Here is a 23,195-nt window from a genome sequence, read left to right on the forward strand (position 1 = left end):
CAATTTTTCGGAGAAAAAGGATGCCATCCCATAATTTTTTACACAATATTTCTTTTATTGAAACCCAGTTTCCTGTTTCAAAAATATCAAAAGAAAGTTATAAGGAACGAAAAAGTGCGCAGGGGCAGACTCTAACACAGCTTGGTAAATGGTGGGGAAGAAAACCGTTGATTCTTGTTAGAGCGGCAGTTTTAGGTTTACTCCTGCCAGCAACAGATAATCCTACAAAAGACCGTGAGATATTTCTGAAACTCTTAACAATGGATGAAGAGGGAATGTGGCGGAGGAAAAAACAGTCTATTCCGGCAAATGTAGTAAGAGAGTATCTTTCTCCTCGTGAGGAGGCGGAATTCTTTGATGGAAACAAACTTCGTAATAATCTATCAAGTAAAGAGAAAAAAGAACTTCAGAGGATGGCTTTTCTGAGAATGGGTTATGATGAACGCATAGGATACTGCTATCGTCCTGAAGAAATCGAAGGACCTTCTTCTGAGATATGGAGGGAAATAAATTTCCATCTCGGAACGAAGGCTTCATCGATTCCTGAACTAGTGGAAGAACTTGGAATTCGTCAGTTTGGATCACGACCCACTGTAGGGGACTGTTTTTGCGGTGGAGGAAGTGTTCCCTTTGAAGCAGCGCGAATTGGCTGCAACGTTTTCGGTTCAGACTTAAATCCAGTTGCAGTGCTCCTAACATGGGCATCATTGAACATTATTGGTGGTGGAGAAGAAGTCGTTGAAGAAGTTAAAAAAGCCCAGCAGGAAGTCTACGATGAAGTTTACAAACAAATCACTGACTGGGAAATTGAGCATAACAAAAAAGGATGGTGGGGTTATGCATACCTGTACTGTAACGAGGTTATCTGTCCTGAATGCGGATGGAAGGTTCCTCTTCTTCCTAGTTTATCTATTGCTGAGCGCATGCAAAAAATAATTGTTGAGTTAGAACCGGATTTTGAAAATAGAAGGTATCACTTACATATCAGGCAAGCATCTCCTGAAGAATCGAAAACTGCCAGTGAATCGGGAGTGATGACATCAAATGGAATGATATGTCCTAATCCTGAATGTCCAGGACACAAGTCACCAATAACGATATCAACCATTAGGCGTGAGCACGAAGGAGGCCCACGACTCTGGGAAAATGCGGAGGTAGTTCCACGTCCAGATGATATTTTCCAGGAGAGGCTTTATTGCATCCGATGGATGGAAAAAGTTGTAGATTCATCAGGCCGTGAGCAGGTAAAATGGCACTTTTGCGAGCCTGATAACTCTGATCTTAAACGTGAAGAAAAAGTGCTTTCTCTCTTGAAGGATCGGTTCTACGAATGGCAAGATAAAGGATATCTGCCGAGTATGAAGATTGAAGAAGGAGACGAAACAACTAGGCTTTTTCGTGAACGTGGGTGGACTCACTGGCATCATTTGTTCACACCAAGACAATTGTTATATCATGGGCTATTGAATGAAAAAATTAAAACAAAGGATTTCGAGCCTTATATTAAAATTTCTTTGATAATAGGATTGAACAGATGTAGTGATTGGGATAGCAGGTTATCTGCTTGGGATAAAAGCACTGATAAACCAAAAAGTACATTTTATAATCAAGCTTTAAACACACTTTTCTCTTATCCTTCAAGAGGATTAAGCTTAATCTCAAATTCGTGGTTTTATAAGATTCCAGTTGTTCCAACAAAAACAAATAAAAATGTGTATCCATCAGACGGAAGGACTATAGATTATTCTTCAAATTACTGGATCACTGATCCGCCTTATGCTGATGCAATTAATTACCATGAACTCTCAGAATTTTTCCTTGCTTGGTATGAAAAAACAATAAAAGAGCTATTTCCCGATTGGTACACTGATTCGAAAAGAGCTCTTGCTATCAAAGGTTCTGATGAAGAATTTCGGAAAGGCATGGTAGAAGTATACAGAAATCTAACAAACCGCATGCCTGACAATGGTGCGCAGATTGTAATGTTTACTCATCAGGACGCAAGTGTCTGGGCAGATCTTGCAATTATCCTCTGGGCTGCAGGGTTGCAGGTCACAGCAGCATGGTGTATCTCTACTGAGACAAGTTCCGGTCTAAAAGTAGGTAATTATGTCCAGGGGACAGTTCTTCTTGTTCTTCGTAAGCAGACTTCTGATGATATTGCTTTCCTTGATGAAATCTATCCGGAAGTTGAAAAGGAAGTCAAAAAACAGCTTGATTCGATGATTAAAATTGATGATAAAGAAGATCCAAATTTTGGAGATACTGACTATCAGCTTGCGGCTTATGCAGCAGCCCTTCGAATACTAACCCGCTACAAACAGATCGAAGATATAGATATTGAACGCGAACTTTCCCGTGTAAGAGGGCGTGATGAGAAAAACCCACTTGAGGGTGTTATTGAGAACGCTGTAAAAATCGCTTGTGACTATCTAGTTCCAACAGGTATTGATTCATGGGTATGGAAACAACTTACACCGGAGGAACGTTTTTATCTCAAAGGACTTGAGCTTGAAAGTCACGGAGAATACAGAACTGGAGCTTATCAGGAACTCGCCCGTGGGTTTGGTATCAGGGAATACAAAAACCTTCAAAAAAGCGGTAAAGCAAATGAAACTAGGCTCAAAACTGCTTCTGAATTTAAGGATCGGGATGTTGGAGGAGACGGGTTTTCATCTTCACTTGTACGAAATATTCTTTTTGCTATCCGGCAGACAAGACAGGAAGATAACACTGCTGCTGGAAAAGTCTGGCTCAGGGAATATCCTGGATACTGGGAAAAGAGAAAAGAAATCGTGGAGTTGCTCCGCTATTTCGCTGCTTTTGGCATGAATGGTTCCATGACGCAGTGGAAAGAGGACGCTGAATCTGCAAGGCTACTTACTGTTGTTGTGGAGCAGGATCACGTGTAATATAATACACTGAGTTAATTTAAAGGGCTGATACCATGATTAATCGCTTCTCTTCCCGCCGGGAGCCTCTCGATACTTCTTTCCTTAACAAACGCCTTGAAGGGGCAAAAAACTATGATAGGATAGCTGGTTATTTTAGCTCTTCAATCCTTGAAGTTGCAGGGGAAGCCCTTGACGCAGTTGAGGGGACAGTCCGGGTAGTTTGTAACTCACAGCTTGAAGCAGAGGATGTAAAAACAGCTCGGGCTGCTCTTGCTGCTATTAGAAAGGAATGGTGTGCTGAAGAGCCTGAAAAGATGGGGGAGGAAGCACGAGGAAGATTTGCCAGGCTTTACAAATATTTAAAATCAGGAAAACTCAAGGTGAGGGTACTTCCTGATCATGCTTTTGGGCTTATTCACGGCAAAGCTGGAGTCATTACTAGATCAGATGGGACAAAAACGGCATTCATGGGAAGTATAAATGAAACATTCTCTGCCTGGAAACTCAATTACGAACTTGTGTGGGAAGATAATTCACCAGAAGCGGTAAAATGGGTACAGGAAGAGTTTGATGCTCTCTGGAACCATCCCGATTACAAAACCCTTGCAAATTTTATTATAGAAGATATCGGAAGAATTGCCAGGCGCGAACTAATACCCACACTTGTGGAATGGCAGGAAAATCCAGAGCCAGCGGCTGCAATAGTGGAAAGTCCTGTGTATAGGAAAGAGTTTGGGTTATGGGAACATCAAAAGTACTTCATTGATCTTGCCTTTAAAGCACATCAAACAGACCACGGTGCACGTCTTGTCCTTGCTGATATGGTAGGGCTCGGTAAGACATTGCAGCTTGCAATGACAGCTCAGCTTATTGCTCTTACCGGGGAACGGCCAATATTGATCCTCACACCTGCAACACTTAGATGGCAGTGGCAGGATGAGATGAGAGAACACCTTGATCTCCCTTCTGCAGTATGGGATACAGGCAGATGGGTTGATGAAGAGGGAATTGAATACCCACAGTATGGTGAAGAAGGTATACTGAAATGTCCCAGGAGAATTGGAATTATCTCCTACGGCCTGATAACTCACTCATACAACAGTGAACGTTCAAAGATGCCTCACCTGTTACTATCAAAGAAGTATGATTGCATCATAGTTGATGAGTCTCACAGAGCAAGAAGGAAAAACCTTGGCCCTAGCCATGAGGGGGAGAAACCAGATCCAAACAATCTCCTGGGATTCCTCCTTGAAATTGCAGGAAATACAAAAAGCCTGCTTTTAGCTACTGCAACACCAGTCCAGCTCTATCCTATCGAGGCTTATGATCTTTTATCCATACTCGCTGGTGGCGAAAATAAATCTGTCCTGGGGAACAAATTTAGTAAATGGAGAACGGACGCCTTTGAATCACTTAATATTATTCGGGGTGTAAGTGAGTTACAGGATACTGAGAATGAACTTTTTAGATGGATTTCGAACCCTTTACCTCCTGCTTCTGAAGGAAGGGATTATGGAATTCTTAGGAGGGCGCTTTCAGTAGAAGATTCCGAATCAGTAATCGCTCCATCGATCTGGGTAGACCTGAGTCTTCCTGATAGAGCACGGCTGGAAAGAATGAAGGAAGACTTCTTTAAAGATCACAATCCCTACATTCGGCATATCATACGCAGGACCAGAGACTTTCTGGAAAATACAAAAAATCCGGAAACCGGTGAACCTTATTTACAAAAAATAGAAGTAAAGCTCTACGGAGAATCTGACAGGGATGCAATCCCTCTCCCGACCTACCTTCGGGACGCATACGAGGCAGCAGAAGAGTTTTGTCAACTGCTTGGGGAGAGAGAAAGTGGCACTGGCTTCTTAAAAACTCTTCTTCTCCGGCGTGTTGGAAGTTCGTTGTATGCAGGAAAAGTGACCGCGAATAAGATGCTGGGCATCCGCAAGGATTTGGAGTTTGATTCAGAAGAAGACGAAGATGAAAATGCTCAAAGAAGCGAAATTTTTGTTAATATGCCTGAAGAAGAGAAGAATCTCCTCCGGAAATTTTCACAAATCCTCGAAGAACATATGGACAGCGATCCAAAATATGAACTTGTATCCAGTATCTTGAAAAAAGATAGATGGCTCGAAAGAGGCTGTATTATCTTTTCCCAGTATTATGATTCAATAGATTGGCTTGCGAATAAATTAAAGGAAGATTTTAACAAAGAAAAAATAGGGATTTATGCAGGAAGCAATCGTTCAGGCATTATTGAGAACGGAGTCTTTAAGCGGGCATCCCGTGAGGAAATTAAAGGGCTTGTTCGCAAAGGTAAAATTAAATTATTGTTAGGAACTGATGCTGCAAGTGAAGGGCTGAATCTTCAGACTCTCGGCACTCTTATTAATCTCGACCTGCCCTGGAACCCTACACGTCTTGAACAAAGAAAGGGTAGAATTCAGCGCATCGGCCAAGTATATGATGAAGTCTGGATTTACAATATGAGGTATAAAGACTCTGTAGAAGATAGAGTGCATGAACTTCTCTCGGACAGGCTTGAGAAAATAAATTCGCTTTTCGGTCAAATTCCTGATGTGTTGGAAGATGTATGGGTTGATGTAGCTTTGAATAAAATTGATGATGCATTGAGAACTATTGATGCATTACCTCCAAGGCATCCATTTGAAATTAGATATGATAAAATCGAGCCTATTGATTGGGAATCTTGTGCAAAAGTTCTTGACAGCCATGAAAAGAAGAAACATCTTTTGAAAGGGTGGTAATAACAAATGGATCTTTGGCGACAAAGAGCCGGAGGTTCTCTGTTTCTGCCTCACAGAAATCTAAAGAATAAATCAAAGGTCCTCGCCTTTTCCTTCTGCGATCTCAACTATCCTAAAGAGTTTTACCGGGTTACCCGGCTTATTCCCTCTCTTCTGATGCTAACTGATACCTTTGAATCTCAATCATAGTTTTAAGCCAGTTGTTAAGAAACTCATTAAGCTCCTTCTTGAGTTTCGGATAGTATTTCCCAGGCTCTGGATATACTTCTTGATAGATCCCCATGTAATCATTTCTAAAAGTGAGAGCTTCGGCCATTTTCAATTCTGGATAAATCCTTACTTCCATATCAGGGTCAGCCATTACATCCCCGTTTTGCTTTCCGTTGTGTGCCAGTGCGATTGTATCAGATGTAAGCTTATCTACATTTAAAGGCATTAGGAGCTTACAAACTATGTTTACTGTGGAAGATTTAAGACCCTTCTTGTTAAGGCATCAACATTGATCAATGAATTACTTTTCGATTAACCGAGGACGAAGACATGGTAGGAGAACTGTCAGTATCGCACTCAGAAAAATACAAAGTACTGGCAACACCGAATTTTGATGAAGTGCCGGTTCCCATAGAAGTTTCGGAAATTGATGAGAATGGAGATTATAATATTATTAATGCAGAAGGGTACTATGGAGAAGTTAACTCCTTTGAGCAGTATGCAGAGAAAGTAAAGACTTTGACAAAAAAGATACTCGATAAATGTAAAGCTCAGTAAATATCCCATTTACTTTTTTCACTTTCATTTATATAATAATAAGATCCTTTCCAGCGATTCCAATTCTCAGGTAGGAAGCACCAATTAGATTAATCAAACATACTCTCTCCTGCGAACCTCTAAACCTTTAATCCTACTTCTGCCGACTGAAAAAGAACAAAAAGAGTCTTAAAATCACATAACAATTATTATCTGTATATTAAAAGCTAACCTCGAAACTCTGAAATTAAATCCTTAATTATCGAGTTTGAAATAATCAGACGATTTTCGGATTGGGAAAATAGAAAAGGAGAAGGGCATAAAGCATAGAAAATGAAGATATTAATTTAATACCTCATCTTCGGTATTGTTCTGAACAGCCCCGAAAAATCAAATTTCCCTATGTTCGTTTTTTCTGACAGCTTTGAAATAGCCCATACAAGAGCATCCACCCTATCCGGGGATTTCTCAGTACCTGGTATCCATTCACACATTTGATCCTCAAGCTCTACAAAGGTCCCAAAATGGTGAACTTTACCCTGCTCGTAGAGTGCGCTTATGGGTTCTGCTCTTGTTGCCTTTCCTCTGGAAGCATGGACCGCTTTAAATGGTATTTTAGGATCAATTGTTTTAAGGGTATGTTCTACCATCTCCCCGCCGTTATTGGTTTCACCTATAATAACATTTGCCTTGTGTTTATGATAAGCGGTTATTGCTGCAGCTCCCCATTTTTGTGGAGTATCATGAATCGTATAGTCACCTAAAACATAGAAGTTCCCATTATCATCTTTACCAGCTACAATTATACCTGTATCATCGGATCCAGTTTTAGAGGTTGCCGCAGGGTCCACACCGACCACTACATAAGACAATTCTGGGATATTGTAGACTCTGTTGTTGTCGATATCGGACCGCTTCCAGAGTGCTTCCGGGTTATCGTCCAGGAAGTCGCCTTCTAATTCTTGCCTACCTAGCCTGGTCCCTTCATACTTGCTTATTATAGTTGAGATAAACACAGGAGAGAGATTCTTATAATTGTCTTGTGTCCTTCCCCTGGTTGTTACTGTGCAGGGTCTTCCCCGCTTATCCGTGCGCTTCTCCAGATCCATTAAAAACCGTGTTGGCCTGGGAGTAGAGGTAACAACACAAATAGGATTTGAGCCTAACCTTAAGCCCATCAAGAGGTTATCAAAGGTTTCCTCCGGCCTTTGCCATTTAGCTAATTCATCACACCACAAAAAGTCTGACTGAGGTCCCCTAGCTTTGTTAGGCTCTGAGCCATAATAGATGTGAGTTTCCACTCCATTAGGCCATACTAATTTTTTCAGTGATGGGATAAACTCCGGCATAAAGTCTTCCGGGACGCAAGCTAATATACCGGACTCTCCTTCAATCATTATGTCCCTGACATCTTCCGCCGTCGCTCCGGCCAGGTTAGGGTGTTCATACCCCCACTCCTTAACCGCCTTAATGAAGGTTTCAGCTGACATCCTAGTCTTCCCAAATCCACGCCCTGCCCTAACATTCCAGATAAAACAGCCATCTTTACCCCATTGATCTGGAGGGAGCTGTTCAGGTCTGGCCCAGAAATCCCAATCATGCAATAGAGCGTAAGCCTGTTCATCTGTCAAGCTGTCCAATATTTCCACTCTCTCCGACTCTGGTAGCAATGCCAGCAATTCGGCTTGTGAGCATTTCCCGGGCACTTGTTACAGCCTCCTGAACATTCAGTATATTGATGTTGGTGTTTGTTGGTCCTTTCAATTTTCCGAGCCTCTCGTCTAAACTGTCCTGCGCTTCTGTTGCCCCCCTGAGAGCCATTACAGCCGCTCGGAAATCACCACAAGACACGGCCTGATCTGCAATTGTTAGAAACTCGTCTATAATTTCCACTCGTTTTGTGATAGTGTTAATTTCGGCATCGGCAACTTTCGCCTTTAGTTTATCGCTTTTTTCAATTGCTTGAACTAAGGCTTTTTCGTTTGATTCGAAATAACGATAAACCGTAGAGATTGATATAGGTTTTTTCGCTTCTTCCGTTAAAACTTTAGAAATCTCTTCGAGTGTTCTACCTTCAGCTTTAAGGCCTTTTGCTCTCGTTTCTAAATCATGTTTTATGATATTGTTAATTCGCATTTGTGCTCCCTTGATTACGAAATAAAATTTTTAAATTCCTATGAGTTTACCGTATCGGGTAAGCGAGTTTTATAGGCTATTGTTAACGAAAAGTTAACGTAATTTTTTCTTTATATTTCGTTTTTAATGTTTATAATGTTAACGCCGTTTACAAGAGTATGCAGATGGAAGAAGAGAGCGTAGAAAGGAAAATTTGTCGCTCCTTGAATCACTCATAGCAGAATATTATATTCGAGTAAATTACCTAAAATTACCTAAAATTACTGTACTAATGTAATATTAAAATCAATCTCAATATAATTATTATTACCTAATTACCTAAAATTACCTAAATAACGCATGTACTATAAAGTTGTGTAAGCGTTTTAGAAGTAACAAAAAAGGTTCTTAAAATGTATCTGTATAAGCTATTTGTAAAAATATATGTCCCTATACTTCAAGGTAATTTAGGTAATTGGGGAAATTCTGGGAAAAACTAGTCTTCTGATTATGGTTTATATCTGGCTCGATAATTATCTGTTAGGTAATTTGGGTAATAGTAAAAAAATTAAAAATGAAACGAAGGGATTTTGTTCCATCATAAAAAAAGTAAAAAGTATATTATATCACTCTGGGAAATTCCTTCCGGCTTCTAAGATAACACTTGTATTGCTGTAATAGTCTTTATGTTGAGAGTACGTCTCGAAAAACATTTTACAAAAATCCTCTTCCTCTCCTTCTATAGGTTGTCTTCCATACAGGCTTTTCCATGCTTGAGATGTGCTTTTTACATGCTCCTGAAATATTGCTTCGCTTAGTGAAGGAAGTCCAGAGACCTTTCCTACCTCTTCCACCTGTGTTAGGTCAAGGATTTCCAATACCTTTGGTATGTTGAATGATATAGTTTTCTTTGTTTTTCCTTCAATTAACACCGCTTTACTGAATTTCGGCTTTCCGTCCTTCCCTATTTTGTCTACTCTTGTTACCCCCTTCTCTGCCCATTTCTCCAGAAGTTCCTTCTTGTTCAGTTGGTGTTTTTCACAGATATCTCTTATATTACTTTCTAAAATATTCATCCATTCGCCTGTGTAGTTCCCGCCTAAGCCTTTCCCACATTTAAGAACAGGTGCTAGAGTTCCATCCACTTCTCTCTCCTGAGTCCATGTAGAAATCTCATTATAGACAATCTCTAGACCCCTAAGCCAGTATTCTCGCTTCTGTTCGCTTGTTGCGTTTGAATCGACTACTTTCTCACATATTACATATGGATCTTTTGCAGGAGTTCCAATCTCTGAGAATATCTCTTCTATAATTTCTCCTGCAATGCATATACATGCCATCTGATCTCCTATTCTCCCGCCTATGTCCTTTCCTTCGTCCCTGAATCTGTTGCAGAGTTCAAAGTATTTCTTCTGAATTGCTTCTTTCCTCTCGAAGACCTTTTTCAGGAAAGGCTCTGTTAAGTGTCCGTAATTTGCCTTTATCGTGTCCTCGATAACCTTCGCTTTCTTTGCATTCTCCGGACTGGATTCTATTGTATTTTTGATCTCAATCACTCGTCCGTTTGCTCCCTGTGTTACAGAGTCCTTTAATAATCCCTGCTCTCCTGTGATTACATAAGAGGCGCTGTATACTTCTCCTCCCTCTAGGCTTGAGTTTGGCGCTCTGTCTTTCTTCCTGCCGTTTGAGAGCATGTAAACAAGCCCGCTATAGTCCTTTCCTTGTGTAGTGTCATCAAACACAATGTAATGCCCGTTTACACTTACAGACAGATATTCCGCCGCAGCCTGTGTAATGGTTGCAGCTCTTACTATGGATTCTCCTTTGTCATCAATTCCAGTTTTCCCCATGCCTGAACCTGCAACACTCGCTGTAAGAGTCTTTCCTCCACTCGTTCCTCCTGTGATTGAAATTATGATGTTTTGTACTCCGAGATAAGAGGATATGAAACATGCAAATGCTCCATAGAATACGAATCTAGCAACATCGTTACCCAGCCATTCTATAAGCTCAGGTTTAAGCCAGTCTTCGAGCGTTCCTTTAGTTTTATACATCTGGCCTGTTATCGGATTTGTGAGAATGACCTCGACTGCTCCTTGGTCAGAATATGCGAAGTTCCCGGATACAAATATACTTTTGTTTCTTTTCCACCCTGGCTTATTACATACCTTAAGCTTTTCACATTCTTGCTTTGCCCTTACCATTTCATGTTTAAAGTATGTTGAAATGTATCTATAATCGCCTTCTGAGGCTATCATTCCGGCTTTGATGAGTTTTACTATTCCTGCTTTTGTTAATAATTCCCCATGCTCCGGATAAAGAATTACATCACCTGTTCTTAATTTATAATGTGTAAACTTGTTAACTTCAGTGTCCTCCAGGTCAACATCTAAATTATCACTTGTCCCTATAATTTCCGTATGTTCATCAATTATTCTTAAATTAGTTATGTTTCCTCTGCTGTCGGTTTTAGTGTAGTATACCCCCCATTTGTATAACTTGAAGTTTCCATACTCACGTATAGGGGTTTCTTTCTCTCTTTTTTTTTCCTTGTCTATCTTCTCCTTCATTGGGCATTCTAAGAATTTGCAAAAATCCTCCCCAAAGTAGTCCTTTAATTCTCTGCATGAAAACTTTTTCTCAGTTTCATACATGGTTAATGCGTTATTTATCCTAAGTTCTGTTTCTGCCGGTGAAATTCCCGGAAATGTCCTAAAAAGTTCTCTCATGTGCTTTTCGGTTTCTTCTTTAGAGATTCCGCACTTCTTGCAAATAAGAAGCACAGAAACTCCTGCGTAATATCTATTTTTTTCAATCCCCGACTCAAACAATTTTTTAATACAGGGAAATTTCATGATTTCTATGCCCGTAAAATCAGCATCATTGAGCGTGTACTCATTCGCTTTTTTTGCCCTCTGTACTTCCTCCCTAAGAGCATCTAACACAATGTCTTTAAACTCGGTGCCTTCGAGTTCCCATAGCTCTACCTTTTCCGGGAATATTAGAGGAAGTTCGAACGGCTCCGGTTTGTGGTTTGGGATTTCGTCAACGAGCGTTTTGTATTGCCCCGGTGCTCTTGTAGTCCCAAACGTCCGAATCTGAGAGCCTTTACTCTCAAAATTGAAATTGATCTTTCCCCAATCAACCCGGATATCATCAAGATTTACACCTGCCTTTGTTGCAAGAGCTTTGACTAATGCTCTCCTCGCAGTCTTCAGAACATCTATACCAGTCTCTTCGATTCCCTTTTCAAGTTCTTCATCTACTCCGCACGAATCGAAGAATATACTTACATGGATTCCTTTCCCCCCGGAGAACCCGGCAATAAATGGTATGTTGTTTTTCTTGCAATACCCTGTCAGTTTTTCAATTCCGTCTTTCATCACGTCCCATTCTGGGGTATCAGGATCAATCAAAATCTCATTCGGAAGGATTCCGCGGGTATAGATCGGCTGTGTAATTTTGTGCCATATGTTCGGGTAAGGGAGCCACATGTAAAGCTCTGGATCTGCTTCCTCGGGTTTGCTTCCCTCTACTGCTTTAATTCTTATCATTTTTCTAGGAGAGACATTTTGAAGAGTTTTCAGCCATTCTTTTTGGGCTTTTATGACTTCCTTATTTGAATCCGCGTTAACAGGAAGAGACATTTAGTAAGCCTCCCCACTGTCCTGCTCTTTATGCCGTCCTGCAGGCTCCTGGCTGATCTCTACAAGGTATCTAGGCCCTTTGGATTGCTTCTCAAAAAAGAATGAAATGAGATAATCTAAGCTTGGCATCAGAGACCACCGTCCGGAAATGGTGAGATATGCTCGATTTTCCCTGATCTGACGTACTTCTTCCCGCTTTTTTGATATATGTATATACCAAAAAATTCACTCCCTTTATTTCCAATCAGGACAATTGTTTCAATGATGCCAAAAGTTCTAGACATCTCTCTTGTTGAATCGGCATCTATATCCCTGTCGAAAAAATCATTTTCATATTTTTCAAGAAATTGTTTCTCGTAGGAATTGATGAATTTGTTTGTAGATCGGGTTTTAGATCTTGTCATTTCCAGGCCTCCAGGCCTCCCCGATTTCACCCATATTTCAAAGATAAGAGGGTTTAAAATTTCTAGTAGTTGGTATTGTGGGCTTGATTGGTCATATATGGAGTCTTGAATTTGTTCGAGAACTGTCCAGACATTAAACAAAAAGGTTTGTTCTGCTGTTGGATAATTTGTTATATCTAGCGATCCAACACAATGATTGCTACTATATACGCTCATAGCGACGCTCCATTTGAACGCTAAAAACTAGAAGAGTAGCCAGACCAAAAACATTGCAAATCTATTTAAACTTGAAAGTTGTGTTTAAATTGGGCTTTGTGTTTTTTTGTCTTTGGAGTCCTGGCAGGGACTCCTAGCTACTCTTCTAGTTTTAGGGGTTGATTGCTCCTGCAGTTTGCATTATTCGTTTTGCGATAACTCGATCCAACGGGTCAGTGCTTTTGCGCATATAAGCTAGGATATCAGGATGCTGAGCATTTACCATCTTTGCCCAGTCCGAAAATGATAAATTGTTTGTGATCATAGAATTCATTACCTGCACCTATCCTTTTAGTTGGGTGTAGCACATCCAGCTATCTCAGTTCTTGGCGGTTCTGTGGAGCTGGGTGTTATCCTTAAACTGTTGTCTGGCATTAATTCTATATTCATAGAACTACCTGGTTCGATTTTTGCATTTTTTGCCCAAACTGCGGGCAACGAAATCAGTAAAGTGTATCTGATCCTTCTAACCTTTCTTTGACCTAAAAATAAAACCATTAAATTACCTCTTTTGTATTTTTTTAGGCACTCCTTTGGATAGTACCCATATATATTAATGCTATAATCAAATATAAAAATATATCGGCAGATAATAGCATATGGCTTTTTTTTCGATATCATAAGACATTATATTATTGCATTATATTAAAATAATAGCATATGCTCTAATTTTAAATACTTGCAACACTTAAGATAATTCATGGTTCGGAAGCAAGGAGATCGATTAAAACAGTCCGAGACGAAGTCTAATATCATAAAATATATTCTTGGAAAACAAGGACCTGTTAGTGAGCCTGAAATTAGAAAACACTTAGGGGAAAAATACGGGATAAAAGACCAAGGTAGGATTAACAGACATTTACACGAATTAAAAAAGGTTGAGTGTATCGAATTAATTCCTCCTATTAAAACGGGTCTAAGCAATAAATGGGATATAACTAAAACCGAACATTTGGAAAATATTCAAATCAAATTTGAAGATATAAAATTAAACGAATTTGAAAAATCATTAATCGTTATTCTCAGAGAATCAAATCTTGATATCGATCGAGATCTCGATGGACTTGAATGTTTTTTTGAATTGCTTTTGTCAACTTCTTTTTTTAATGCATGCATGGACATTGGTCTTGAAAAACTACAAAACAGAGCTTGGGAACTTTACTTATATGATAGGGGGTTTGAACGGAATAAAAACATAAAACAGCTTCTAAAGAACTGTTACGATACAAATATAAAAAAGAATCCTAATTTTATTAAAATATCAGAAGAAACTTTCCGAAAGATAATGGAAGAGATAGTAAGAAATAAAAACTCGTGGAATGTAGAAAACCCAATTTCAGAAACATTGGAAGAAAAATACCCAAATGAGGCCAAAGAAATATATGAAAAGACCAAAGAAATCTGGATTTTGATGACAAAACAAAAACTGATCTTTTTGGACACTCGTTATCATTTGCTTTTTAAACATTATTTTCATCAAGATATATTAAATGATATAGTCACTTCTGATGAAATAGAGTTTGCGATGAAAATAAAAGAGAACCAAAAAGAAAGTAGTGTTTTAGTGCGTTACTTTAAAAACCTGATATTAATAAGTGAATATGTAGTTAGATATAAAAAACCCACTTTTTTTAATGTCAATGGCACGCCAAATGAGGTACTTAAAGAGATCATAGACTTTTACAAATTAGATTATTCGACGATACCTGATGAAATTAAAAAGTTAATAGAGACCTCCTAAACAAGAGGTTTTAATTTTACAGATCATTTCCCAACTTTAAGCATCTCCTTTAACTTAGAAAGTTCCTCAAGCTCCTGCTTTAAAGTATTTTTCATTTCTTTAATTTCATCCAGATCTGAAAGCTGCATGTACTCAGTTTTGATAGATTCCACAGTGGTAACTGCTTCCTGTGTAAGAGGCAATCCACACTTAGAACAGAACTTTGCATTTACTGCAGTTAACTCGCGGCACCTGGGACATACTCCAGGCTTCAATAATTCAGGATCATCTTCAGCTTTTTTAATACCATACATTTTCAAAACAGCATCGTCCATATTCTTTCCACTCAAATGAACATATGTAGCTGGTTGGGTCGATGTAGGGGACCAGCCCAAATACATCTTAAGCTGCTGTTCTGTGAAATTTGCAGCCAAATGGGTTGCTCTATCGTGCCGGAAGGAATGTGGATTCACTTTTTTTTCGATACCTGCTTTTTCTCCACACCTGTCAAACACATTCGCAAGTCCGGTGACTGACATGGGACCAGCCTTTTTATTCAATGTGCACCACAAAGGCGCGTCCCTGTCATCCTTTCTTGGATGATCGTCCAGCCATTCCCGCAGATATGGGGTAGAGAAAATCAACCTAACTCTTCGAGCCCCTGTCTTACCTTCCGGAAATGTGAGTACAGCCCCGTACTCATCAAGCTCAACGTTCTTGAGCTTAACTGCCAGTTGCTCCCCTCTTCTTGCCCCCGATTCGTAAAAACAAGCTATGATGGCTCTGTCCCGACTATTGCTGCCTGCTTCAATCATTTTTACAATATCTTCTTTACACTTGATATCTTCAGGAAGCTTCTTTCCTTTGAGTCTCTTACACTTTATTTTTTCGTGAAGCTCGTAATTTTTGTTCCATTTTAAGAACTTCTTCAGAGATACTTTTCGAGTCTCCTTTGTTGGCTCAGAATATTTCTTTACCTTGCCTGCCCTGTCTGTGTAAGTATAGTTATCTAAAGCATCAAAAAAGAGATAAAGGTCGTCCTCTGTAAGTCTCCCCAAATCACACTCATGAAGAGCCTTTGCTATCCAGATCATATTTTCCATATGGTTTAAAGCTGTTCTTTCGCTATTCCCTTCATGCCTCAAATATCTGAAATACTTACTTAAAATTTCCCGATTACATTCTGAAAGCTCTTCAGACCTGAGGAAGTTTTCAGCATCCACTAATTTGAACATACTAAGTAAATGGTATTCTTAGTATTTAATTCATGAGGTACTCAATTTTCGTGCCTCAGAACTCATAGGGCTCATCATGAAATCAGCCAGATTTTTCATCACAGGCACGTAATTGAGATTATAAGTGTATTTTAAAATAGCTGCCTCTTTTAAGAAAAATATCCTTCAGCATTTTCCGCGGAGCTCAGCCTGAATCTCTTCAGCAATCTCACGGGCAGCTTCTTCAGGAGACTCTGCTTTGTAAATACTCCTGCCCACAATCACCCAGTCTGCCCCTGCAGCAATTACATCAGAAGCTTTTCCTCCCTGGGCACCCACTCCGGGAGAGATGATAGTAAGCTTGTCTCCTATAATTTTCCGGATTTCCTTTACCCTCTCTGGCCGTGTGGCTGGAGCGACAAGTCCGAAAGCTCCGGCTTCAAGCGCCATCTTTGCAATTGATTCTGCAACCGGCTGCATGAAATCGGCTCCGCCCGGGTGGCTCATTTCGCTTACGACAAAGACATCTTTTCCGTATTTGGAAGCAACTTCAATGCAGGCATCAAGACTGTCCCTCCCTGTAAAGCCCTGTGCTATGACCGCATCAGCCCCTGCTTCAAAGACCTGCTCACAGATAAGGCGGTTTGTGTTAGGGATATCTGCAACCTTAAAATCAGCTATCACCGGAGTGAATTCGGCAAGTTCCCTGATAATTCCAAGCCCTGTTGCAAGGATCAGAGGATAACCCACCTTTATTGCGTCCACGAATCCACTGACCTCTTCTGCAATCTTCAGCGCTTCTTTCCTGTCGGTTACGTCCAGGGCAAGGATCATACGGGTTTTCTTTTCCATCAGATCACCTCTTTGAAAGGCGTGTCCTTACAGCCGAAACGATAAGCGGAAGAGTTATTGTTGCATCTGCGTACACGGTTACGGATTTTGCATCTTCCCCGACTTTTCCCCATGACCTGGCTTCGTCGAGAGTTGCACCGCTAAGCCCTCCGGTTTCAGGATGGTCCATTGTTAGCTGAATTGCGTATTCGAAGGACTTGGGGGTCACAAGCATGGACTGGAGGATATAGTTCTTGGGAACTCCACCCCCAAGCAGCATGGCGCCTGCACTTTCAGCCTCATAGCAGATTTCCATGAACTCGTGCATATCCGCAAAGGCATCCACATGCAGAGGGTTTCCTTCCTTATAGAGCCAGGCCTGAAGCCCGATTACCGAGTCCTGAAGAGCAGGGCAGTAGACAGGCACACCCATTTCGGCAGCGGTTTTCAGGATTGAAGAATCATCGTCCAGGTTCTTTCCGATTTCGGTAAGGACCTGCCGGATAGAGAGTTTTTCCTGAGGAAGCCCCGCATAAACACCCTGCAGAAACTCTTCAAGGTCAGTAAAATGCTGGTCAGGAAGATAGACATCGTAAATCCTGTCAATACATTCATGCCTGAGCTGAATATCATTTGCGCAGTCCGAACCTTTAAAGTGGTGAAGTCCAAGGGCTTCAACGGTATCATGGACCATATTGGCACCTGTTGTAACAAGCACATCTATATGTCCGTCACGGATAAGGTCTGCAACAATAGTTCTCATGCCTGCAGGAGTCATTGCTCCCGCAAGCCCGAAAAATTTCGTTGTATTTTCGGAAGCCAGCATCTCATAATAGATGTCCACGGCTTCAGCAAGCCTGCCTGCTCCAAAGGCACAGCCGCCGTACTCTCTCACAAGATCGTCTACTGTCATATTCGGGACTATTTTTGCCCCTTTGACCGGAGTAGTAAGATTTTTAGCAGAAGCTCCACAATCCATTTTTGTTCCTCAGAGATTATAAGATTATTAAAATATAGTTGTGTTAAAGTATGTGCTGAAATAGATATACAGAACGTCAGCGTGCGTACTTAGCTTATCACCAGTTAACAAATTCGATACGATGGCAACCGAACTTGAAGCTTATCTGTCCTGCAAACAAATCTGTATTTAAGATTAAAGATTTCACAACATCCTGAGAATCTATTTATTTTCAGGATAACGGTTGCTTTAAACTTCGGATAATAGTTCCTATCATAGCGCAAGGTAACTATAATACGATTGATGTGAACACCTAAGTATAGATAAACTTTCTCTTAAAGGGGATGAAAGAAAACCTGCTTTGATGATCACGGATTTGTAAAAGAGATTTCCAGAGAGAAAGAAAAAAGAAATGTGCAGATCACACTGTACCTGACCTGGATGTCATACGTATCCTGTAATATCCTGCCCTACTGGAGTGCTTTTTCTTACGCATTCTTCACCGTACTGGATCATATCCCGGACTGCATTTTTCAGTATGGAAGGATAGATCTGCCCTACCTGCTCCCATACAGGCCTTCCGTGGCAGAAAAACTTGAACGTAGGAGTGCCCTGAACCCCGTATCTTTCTGCAGTCCACGGGTTTGCTGCTATATTTATTCTGGCAAAAACTGCCGAATTTCCATATTCTCTGGCGTAATCTTCAAAGTATGGTTCCATAGCTTTGCAATAAGGGCATACAGGGCTGTAAAACATCACAACAACAGGCTTTTTAGACTCTTCTACCTGCTGCCCCCAGGTCATATCCTCAAGTTCAATAATACTGCTTCCGTTCAACCAGCTTCCCCCCTAAAATAGTGAAATGGAATGAATTCTGAGTCTATCCGTACTTAAGTTTGATGAAATATCCTGGATAAAGAGCTTTTACATTATGCTCATCAATATTTACGCCTTCATAGCATTAAAAATTACCATCCTTAGAAAGAGTGCCTCTAATAGCATAAAATATGAAATAAAGAATCAGGATATTAAAAAATGAGGGGGCAGAGAACAGAACTCTACCTCAGGCGTTATACCAGACCTCTCGTCAAAGCTCTTCCTTTTCATATTCAGGGTTCATGGTTTCATCGAAACACGTACAGCAGATATATTTGTCTCCCATACATGTCTCTTTAAAATCTACTTTTGGACCACCGGGCTTTGTGGTCGCTTCCCTGAATACATAGAATTTTTCATTAAACTCAATTGGTTGTCCGCACCTTGTACACACAAAAGGTGGGTTTTCAACCGAATCAATTGCACATTCAATGCATATCAGATCAGACTTATCACCGTGAACGTCCTTAAATTTGATTGGTTTCATATCGAGACTGGTATCCACGACTAGCACATCTTCAAGCAGTTCCCGACCACAGATATTACAGTATTCTTTCATCGTGCCGCCTCCCTTCTTAAGAGGAATCCTCACAAAACCCTGTGCTGAGTCTACAGATTTCAAACTCTCCGTGTTCGCACTCATTTAATTCCCCATTTTATCCTGTTTTCATAATACCGAGCCAATCCATTTTCCAGGATTTCTGCTCAGGCTCAGTTCTTCCGCACCTTTTATTCGAATCCTACACCCGCCGGATAATGTTAGGTTTCCGGGTTTTATCAGAGAAGCTTTGCCCGAGAATGAGCAAAGGCAAAACGGTAAGAAACATAATTAATTTTATTAAAATGTTTCCCCTGAAATACTTAACGCATCCAGGCAAAAACAATCCTAGAAAACGATTTATAAAAATGTGTTTCAAACCGCTTTTCAGCTCTGGTTTAATTTCCCTATATAATTATTCGTGTTAAAACTATATACAGTTATCCATTTTGATCGGATCAAGCGAATAATAGCATAAAACAAAGAATTTTATTGTCCCTTGATCAATACATAAGAAGGGTAAAAAGATCATAAAAGGACTCGAAAAAATGCTTAAGCAGAGATTTGTGCTGGACACCACGGCACTAACAGATCTGCAGACCAGGGAGGTTATGGGTTATACATCCCTCTGTGAGGGGATGAAAGCAATACTTGACCTCATAGCCGATGCCCGCCTGCAGTTCGGGATCAGCTGTTATGTTCCCTATCCATCGGTGTACAAGGAGATGTACGAATTCGCAAGCCGTAACGGATGTGACAGGGAGGTAGTGGCCAAGATAGATACCTGGCTTGTAAAAAAATCGCCTGACCGCTATAGAGTGGATGTAACCTCACAGATCTTCCACGAATATGTATCTTATATGAGAGAGAGAATTAACCGCGGGATGGGGGTTGCAGAGGATGCGATATGGGAGGCAGCAACTGAATGCCTCTTCATGGAAAATCCTCAGACTAACAAAAAAGAGTACAGAGAAGAGGTCGAAAGAGAGGTTATTGGGGGAATAATCGGCAAATTCAGGAACAAATACAGGGCAGCTCTAAGATATGGGATTCTTGACAGTGCACCGGATATTGATGTCCTGATCCTTGCCAAAGAACTTGATGCGGCTGTAGTTGCAAGTGACTACGGAATTGAAAAATGGGCAGAACAGCTTGGAGTCCGCTTCGTGCCTGCAAACACCTTCCCTATGATGATTAAAGAGTACCTGAGGCACAGCCCGGAAGGCATAAAAGAACTGGAGAGTGAAGATAAAAAGAGGAAGGATCATTCAGAAAACGTAGACTTTATTTAACAGGCTCTAACAGGATCTACCAGGCGCTTATGGTTTTTCTATCTGAAGCCCTGCTCATTTCAGGTGAGCCAGAGAGACTTTATTGACAAACATAAGTATTGACAAATATAAATGAACGCCTTCACTTACATTAATAATTTCAAACCGCATCTGTCACGCCCTTAAGGGCAATCTGGGGGGAAAGAGTTTGAGAAATATTGTTATCGAAGAGTTGAAAGCTTCGGAAGTTTACCGGCAGAAAGTAGAGGTTGTTGAAAGAAAAGGGCTCGGTCACCCGGACTACATCTGCGACGCGATTATGGAACAGATTTCAGTAAACCTCTGCCAGAAATACCTTGAGACCTTCGGAACCATTCTGCACCACAACATAGACAAGGGAATGCTTGTTGCAGGGGAAGTGGAAGGAAAATTTGGAGGGGGAAAGGTTACAGGCCCTATGCGGCTGATAATAGGAGATAGGGCAACCTTCGAATATGAGGGAGTGGAAATCGATGTTTCCGGGATTGCTGTTAATACGGCAAAAGAGTGGCTCTCAGAAAAACTCCGTTTTGTAGACGCTGAAAGCGTCATTTACCAGGTGGAACTTAAAAAAGGTTCTGCAGAACTCACGGATATTTTCAGCAGGGGAGGAAAGGTACTCGGGGCAAATGACACATCTGCAGCAGTCGGATATGCACCTCTGAGCCCTGTGGAAAGGCTGGTCCTCGAGACTGAGCGGTATCTCAACTCAAAAGGGTTCAAGAAAGAATATCCGGAATCCGGAGAAGACATAAAGGTTATGGGACTCAGGAATAAAGAAGATGTGCACCTCACGGTCGCTGCACCTCTTGTGGACAGGTATGTCAGGTCTGAAGAGGATTATTTTAAAAAGAAGATGGAACTGCACGACAGGATAGAAGAGTTTACTGCCGGATTCGCAGAAAAAGAAAGAGCTGAATTTGAAGCCTGTATATGTGCAAGACCCACTGCTTCCCTTAATACCCTGGACATGCCGGGAAGGGGGATGGAAGGGATTTACACAACGGTTACCGGAACTTCTGCAGAAGACGCAGACTGCGGAGAGGTGGGGCGCGGAAACCGCGTAAACGGGATAATTCCTTTAAACCGCCCTGTCAGCAGTGAAGCTGCAGCAGGGAAAAATCCTGTAAGCCACATAGGAAAAATCTATAATCTCCTCTCCCACAGGATAGCATCTGAAATATACAGGGAAGTTCCCGATGTCTCAGAGGTATATGTCTGGCTCCTGAGTGAAATAGGGACCCCGATTGACCAGCCTCAGATTGCAACTGCCCAGCTGATTATGAAAAAAGGTGCCGCAGGTGATGTAGAAAAAGAAGCGGCAGAAGTTATAGAAAAAGAACTTGAAAACATCCATTCCTTCTCTATGGAACTTGCAGCAGGGAAAAGACCTGTATGCTGAACGAGTAACTTCACAGAAAGATTTTGACAATTAGCTGGCGAATCTATATGGCATCTGTCTGCTGTGTCTGTCTGCCGGGAAATTCTGTCTCATGGAATAAAGGTAGTAACCAGGGCCGGCATAGACAGAGTTTTTTTAAATTTATTCAGTTCATGCCCCGGCAATAAAAGCTATCAGGGCAAAGAGCATGGCTATTTTAAACATTTTAGAGGATTTTGTGGGGTTGTTCCGCACAAGGAGCTGGTTAATGGCTGCAAGAAACCCGAGGTCTGCCAGTAAGACAAGGTAGATATAACGCAGGCCAAGGACAGACATAAAATAAGGTAGAGGGCTTAAGATTACTGCAAGGAGCCCTATAAGCACCGCAAGGTAACCTGCTTTTTTCGCCCCGATTCTGAGTGGAAGGGTGTCTGCTCCTTCCTTACTGTCTCCTTCCATATCCTCAATGTCCTTTACAATTTCCCGGGCTGTAATCGCAAGAGCCGCAAGCAGGAAAAGCACGGAAAGAGCCTTAATCCCCCCTGGACCGAAAACTGAAGCTCCAAACAGGAAAACAGAACCAGTGAGGTAGCCTATACTCAGGTTTCCCAAGAGGGGTGTACCTTTAAGGGTTTTTGCATAAAGGATCAACATCAAAGAGTTAAAAAGGGCAATTAGCCCGCAGACCGGATTTATAGTAAAAGCCAGCAAAGTCCCGGCGGCAAAGAGAGAGTAAGAAAAGTAAAGGGCTTCTTTTGCCTTTACCCTCCCGGATGGAATGGGCCTTTCAGGGCGGTTGATAGAATCTATTTTTATGTCAAAGTAATCATTAATCGCGTTTCCTGCACCTGAAACAAGAAATACTACCAGAAACACGAGACCTGCATTAAGAAGAGGAAAAGTACCCTCAAAACCTGAACTTAAAGGTCCAGAGATCAGGATATTAAACGCTATCAAAGTTCCGATCACAGCCGCAAAGCCTGCCATAAGGCAGTTTCCGTACCTCATAAGCTCCAGATATGTTCGTATTCCGACAGACATCAGTAGAAACAGCATTATAAAGTATTAAAATTTTGCCAAAAAACAGGAGGAGAATACCAGTAAAATTAGATTTGAGAGTTCACATGAGATAGCTCTGCTTTTATTGGAAAAGCTAAATGTTTGAGCAGACTGTCAAAAGAAATAGAGTATAAAACATGACATCCCTTCCGTTCCTCTTCAAGGAAAATTCAAGGCTATTGTACACCCGAAAAAAGTGTCACTCTTTTGATCTACGATTTATCGAAGAAACTTATTCGAAAAAGATTCTAAACTTTTTTAGTGTGAATAATATAATAAGTTGTTAATGACTTACGTACAGCAGAGATTTCTATTTATGGACGTGCTGGTGGAAACCAAAAATGAAACCCCATTTTTTAAGTTCTTTAATTTATGTAATGCTTGTAATACTAATAATTCCTGGAATGACTCCCCACATGGCGTCTGCTGCAGATAACATTAGTGATGACAGCGGAACCGATACAGGAACTGATACAGGAAC

General features: G+C 40.9%; 19 protein-coding genes. 6 read left to right on the forward strand and 13 right to left on the reverse strand.

Annotated features, from left to right (window positions below):
- The first annotated feature begins 20 nt into the window (after nt 1-20).
- Nucleotides 21-2,912 carry an anti-phage-associated DUF1156 domain-containing protein gene (locus PLL47_RS05775; protein WP_324445253.1) on the forward strand — a complete coding sequence of 964 codons (2,892 nt, stop codon included), beginning with the start codon at nt 21-23 and terminating at the stop codon, nt 2,910-2,912.
- 35 nt (nt 2,913-2,947) lie between these two features.
- A complete protein-coding gene (locus PLL47_RS05780; RefSeq protein WP_324445254.1) occupies nt 2,948-5,659 on the forward strand; it encodes a phospholipase D-like domain-containing anti-phage protein in 2,712 nt (903 codons plus the stop codon).
- A 139-nt stretch (nt 5,660-5,798) separates the two neighbouring features.
- On the opposite strand, the gene PLL47_RS05785 is transcribed toward PLL47_RS05780, so the two are convergent.
- Nucleotides 5,799-6,113, reverse strand: coding sequence for a DUF1249 domain-containing protein (locus PLL47_RS05785; RefSeq protein ID WP_502883678.1), 315 nt, complete (start codon nt 6,111-6,113; stop codon nt 5,799-5,801).
- Nucleotides 6,114-6,199: 86 nt separating this feature from the next.
- Here PLL47_RS05785 and PLL47_RS05790 point away from each other — a divergent pair, with 86 nt between their 5' ends.
- Nucleotides 6,200-6,427 carry a hypothetical protein gene (locus tag PLL47_RS05790; protein WP_324445256.1) on the forward strand — a complete coding sequence of 76 codons (228 nt, stop codon included), beginning with the start codon at nt 6,200-6,202 and terminating at the stop codon, nt 6,425-6,427.
- 326 nt (nt 6,428-6,753) lie between these two features.
- On the opposite strand, the gene PLL47_RS05795 is transcribed toward PLL47_RS05790, so the two are convergent.
- The 6 genes from PLL47_RS05795 to PLL47_RS05820 all read right to left on the reverse strand — a co-directional run bounded on the left by PLL47_RS05795 (nt 6,754) and on the right by PLL47_RS05820 (nt 13,448).
- Nucleotides 6,754-8,055 carry a DNA-packaging protein gene (locus PLL47_RS05795; protein WP_324445257.1) on the reverse strand — a complete coding sequence of 434 codons (1,302 nt, stop codon included), beginning with the start codon at nt 8,053-8,055 and terminating at the stop codon, nt 6,754-6,756.
- Entirely contained in the window at nt 8,027-8,542 is a 516-nt protein-coding gene (locus tag PLL47_RS05800; RefSeq protein ID WP_324445258.1) for a hypothetical protein, read from the reverse strand. Before PLL47_RS05800 ends, PLL47_RS05795 begins: the two co-directional genes overlap by 29 nt.
- 605 nt (nt 8,543-9,147) lie before the next feature.
- Nucleotides 9,148-12,168, reverse strand: coding sequence for a DUF927 domain-containing protein (locus PLL47_RS05805; RefSeq protein WP_324445259.1), 3,021 nt, complete (start codon nt 12,166-12,168; stop codon nt 9,148-9,150).
- The gene (locus tag PLL47_RS05810) at nt 12,169-12,297 is read right to left on the reverse strand and encodes a hypothetical protein (protein WP_268765924.1); all 129 of its coding nucleotides are present in this window, start codon (nt 12,295-12,297) and stop codon (nt 12,169-12,171) included.
- Nucleotides 12,297-12,572, reverse strand: coding sequence for a hypothetical protein (locus tag PLL47_RS05815; protein ID WP_273076333.1), 276 nt, complete (start codon nt 12,570-12,572; stop codon nt 12,297-12,299). The genes PLL47_RS05810 and PLL47_RS05815 overlap by 1 nt, the downstream gene beginning before the upstream one ends.
- A 546-nt stretch (nt 12,573-13,118) precedes the next feature.
- Nucleotides 13,119-13,448 (reverse strand): AbrB/MazE/SpoVT family DNA-binding domain-containing protein, encoded by a 330-nt coding sequence (locus tag PLL47_RS05820; protein WP_273076336.1) that lies wholly within the window; start codon nt 13,446-13,448, stop codon nt 13,119-13,121.
- Between the two features lie 79 nt (nt 13,449-13,527).
- Here PLL47_RS05820 and PLL47_RS05825 point away from each other — a divergent pair, with 79 nt between their 5' ends.
- Nucleotides 13,528-14,568: a hypothetical protein gene (locus PLL47_RS05825; RefSeq protein ID WP_324445260.1), complete on the forward strand. Its 1,041-nt coding sequence runs from the start codon at nt 13,528-13,530 to the stop codon at nt 14,566-14,568.
- A gap of 23 nt (nt 14,569-14,591) precedes the next feature.
- On the opposite strand, the gene PLL47_RS05830 is transcribed toward PLL47_RS05825, so the two are convergent.
- The 5 genes from PLL47_RS05830 to PLL47_RS05850 all read right to left on the reverse strand — a co-directional run bounded on the left by PLL47_RS05830 (nt 14,592) and on the right by PLL47_RS05850 (nt 19,069).
- Nucleotides 14,592-15,650 carry a site-specific integrase gene (locus PLL47_RS05830; protein ID WP_273076341.1) on the reverse strand — a complete coding sequence of 353 codons (1,059 nt, stop codon included), beginning with the start codon at nt 15,648-15,650 and terminating at the stop codon, nt 14,592-14,594.
- A gap of 297 nt (nt 15,651-15,947) precedes the next feature.
- A complete protein-coding gene (pyrF, locus tag PLL47_RS05835) occupies nt 15,948-16,613 on the reverse strand; it encodes an orotidine-5'-phosphate decarboxylase (RefSeq protein ID WP_324445261.1) in 666 nt (221 codons plus the stop codon).
- 4 nt (nt 16,614-16,617) lie between these two features.
- Entirely contained in the window at nt 16,618-17,571 is a 954-nt protein-coding gene (locus PLL47_RS05840; RefSeq protein ID WP_324445262.1) for a deoxyhypusine synthase, read from the reverse strand.
- 423 nt (nt 17,572-17,994) lie between these two features.
- On the reverse strand, nt 17,995-18,387 hold the full coding sequence (locus PLL47_RS05845) for a thioredoxin family protein (RefSeq protein WP_324445263.1): 393 nt from the start codon (nt 18,385-18,387) through the stop codon (nt 17,995-17,997).
- A 250-nt stretch (nt 18,388-18,637) separates the two neighbouring features.
- Entirely contained in the window at nt 18,638-19,069 is a 432-nt protein-coding gene (locus PLL47_RS05850; RefSeq protein WP_324445264.1) for a hypothetical protein, read from the reverse strand.
- 443 nt (nt 19,070-19,512) lie between these two features.
- Here PLL47_RS05850 and PLL47_RS05855 point away from each other — a divergent pair, with 443 nt between their 5' ends.
- Together PLL47_RS05855 and PLL47_RS05860 are read left to right on the forward strand one after the other, a co-directional pair.
- Nucleotides 19,513-20,256: an RNA ligase partner protein gene (locus tag PLL47_RS05855; protein ID WP_324445265.1), complete on the forward strand. Its 744-nt coding sequence runs from the start codon at nt 19,513-19,515 to the stop codon at nt 20,254-20,256.
- A gap of 187 nt (nt 20,257-20,443) precedes the next feature.
- Nucleotides 20,444-21,676 carry a methionine adenosyltransferase gene (locus tag PLL47_RS05860; protein WP_324445266.1) on the forward strand — a complete coding sequence of 411 codons (1,233 nt, stop codon included), beginning with the start codon at nt 20,444-20,446 and terminating at the stop codon, nt 21,674-21,676.
- Nucleotides 21,677-21,826: 150 nt separating this feature from the next.
- Here PLL47_RS05860 and PLL47_RS05865 read toward each other — a convergent pair whose 3' ends face one another.
- On the reverse strand, nt 21,827-22,696 hold the full coding sequence (locus PLL47_RS05865) for a geranylgeranylglycerol-phosphate geranylgeranyltransferase (protein ID WP_324445267.1): 870 nt from the start codon (nt 22,694-22,696) through the stop codon (nt 21,827-21,829).
- Nucleotides 22,697-23,195 lie beyond the last annotated feature (499 nt).

The sequence above is a fragment of the Methanosarcina sp. genome (assembly GCF_035390745.1).
Taxonomy (GTDB): Archaea; Halobacteriota; Methanosarcinia; order Methanosarcinales; family Methanosarcinaceae; genus Methanosarcina.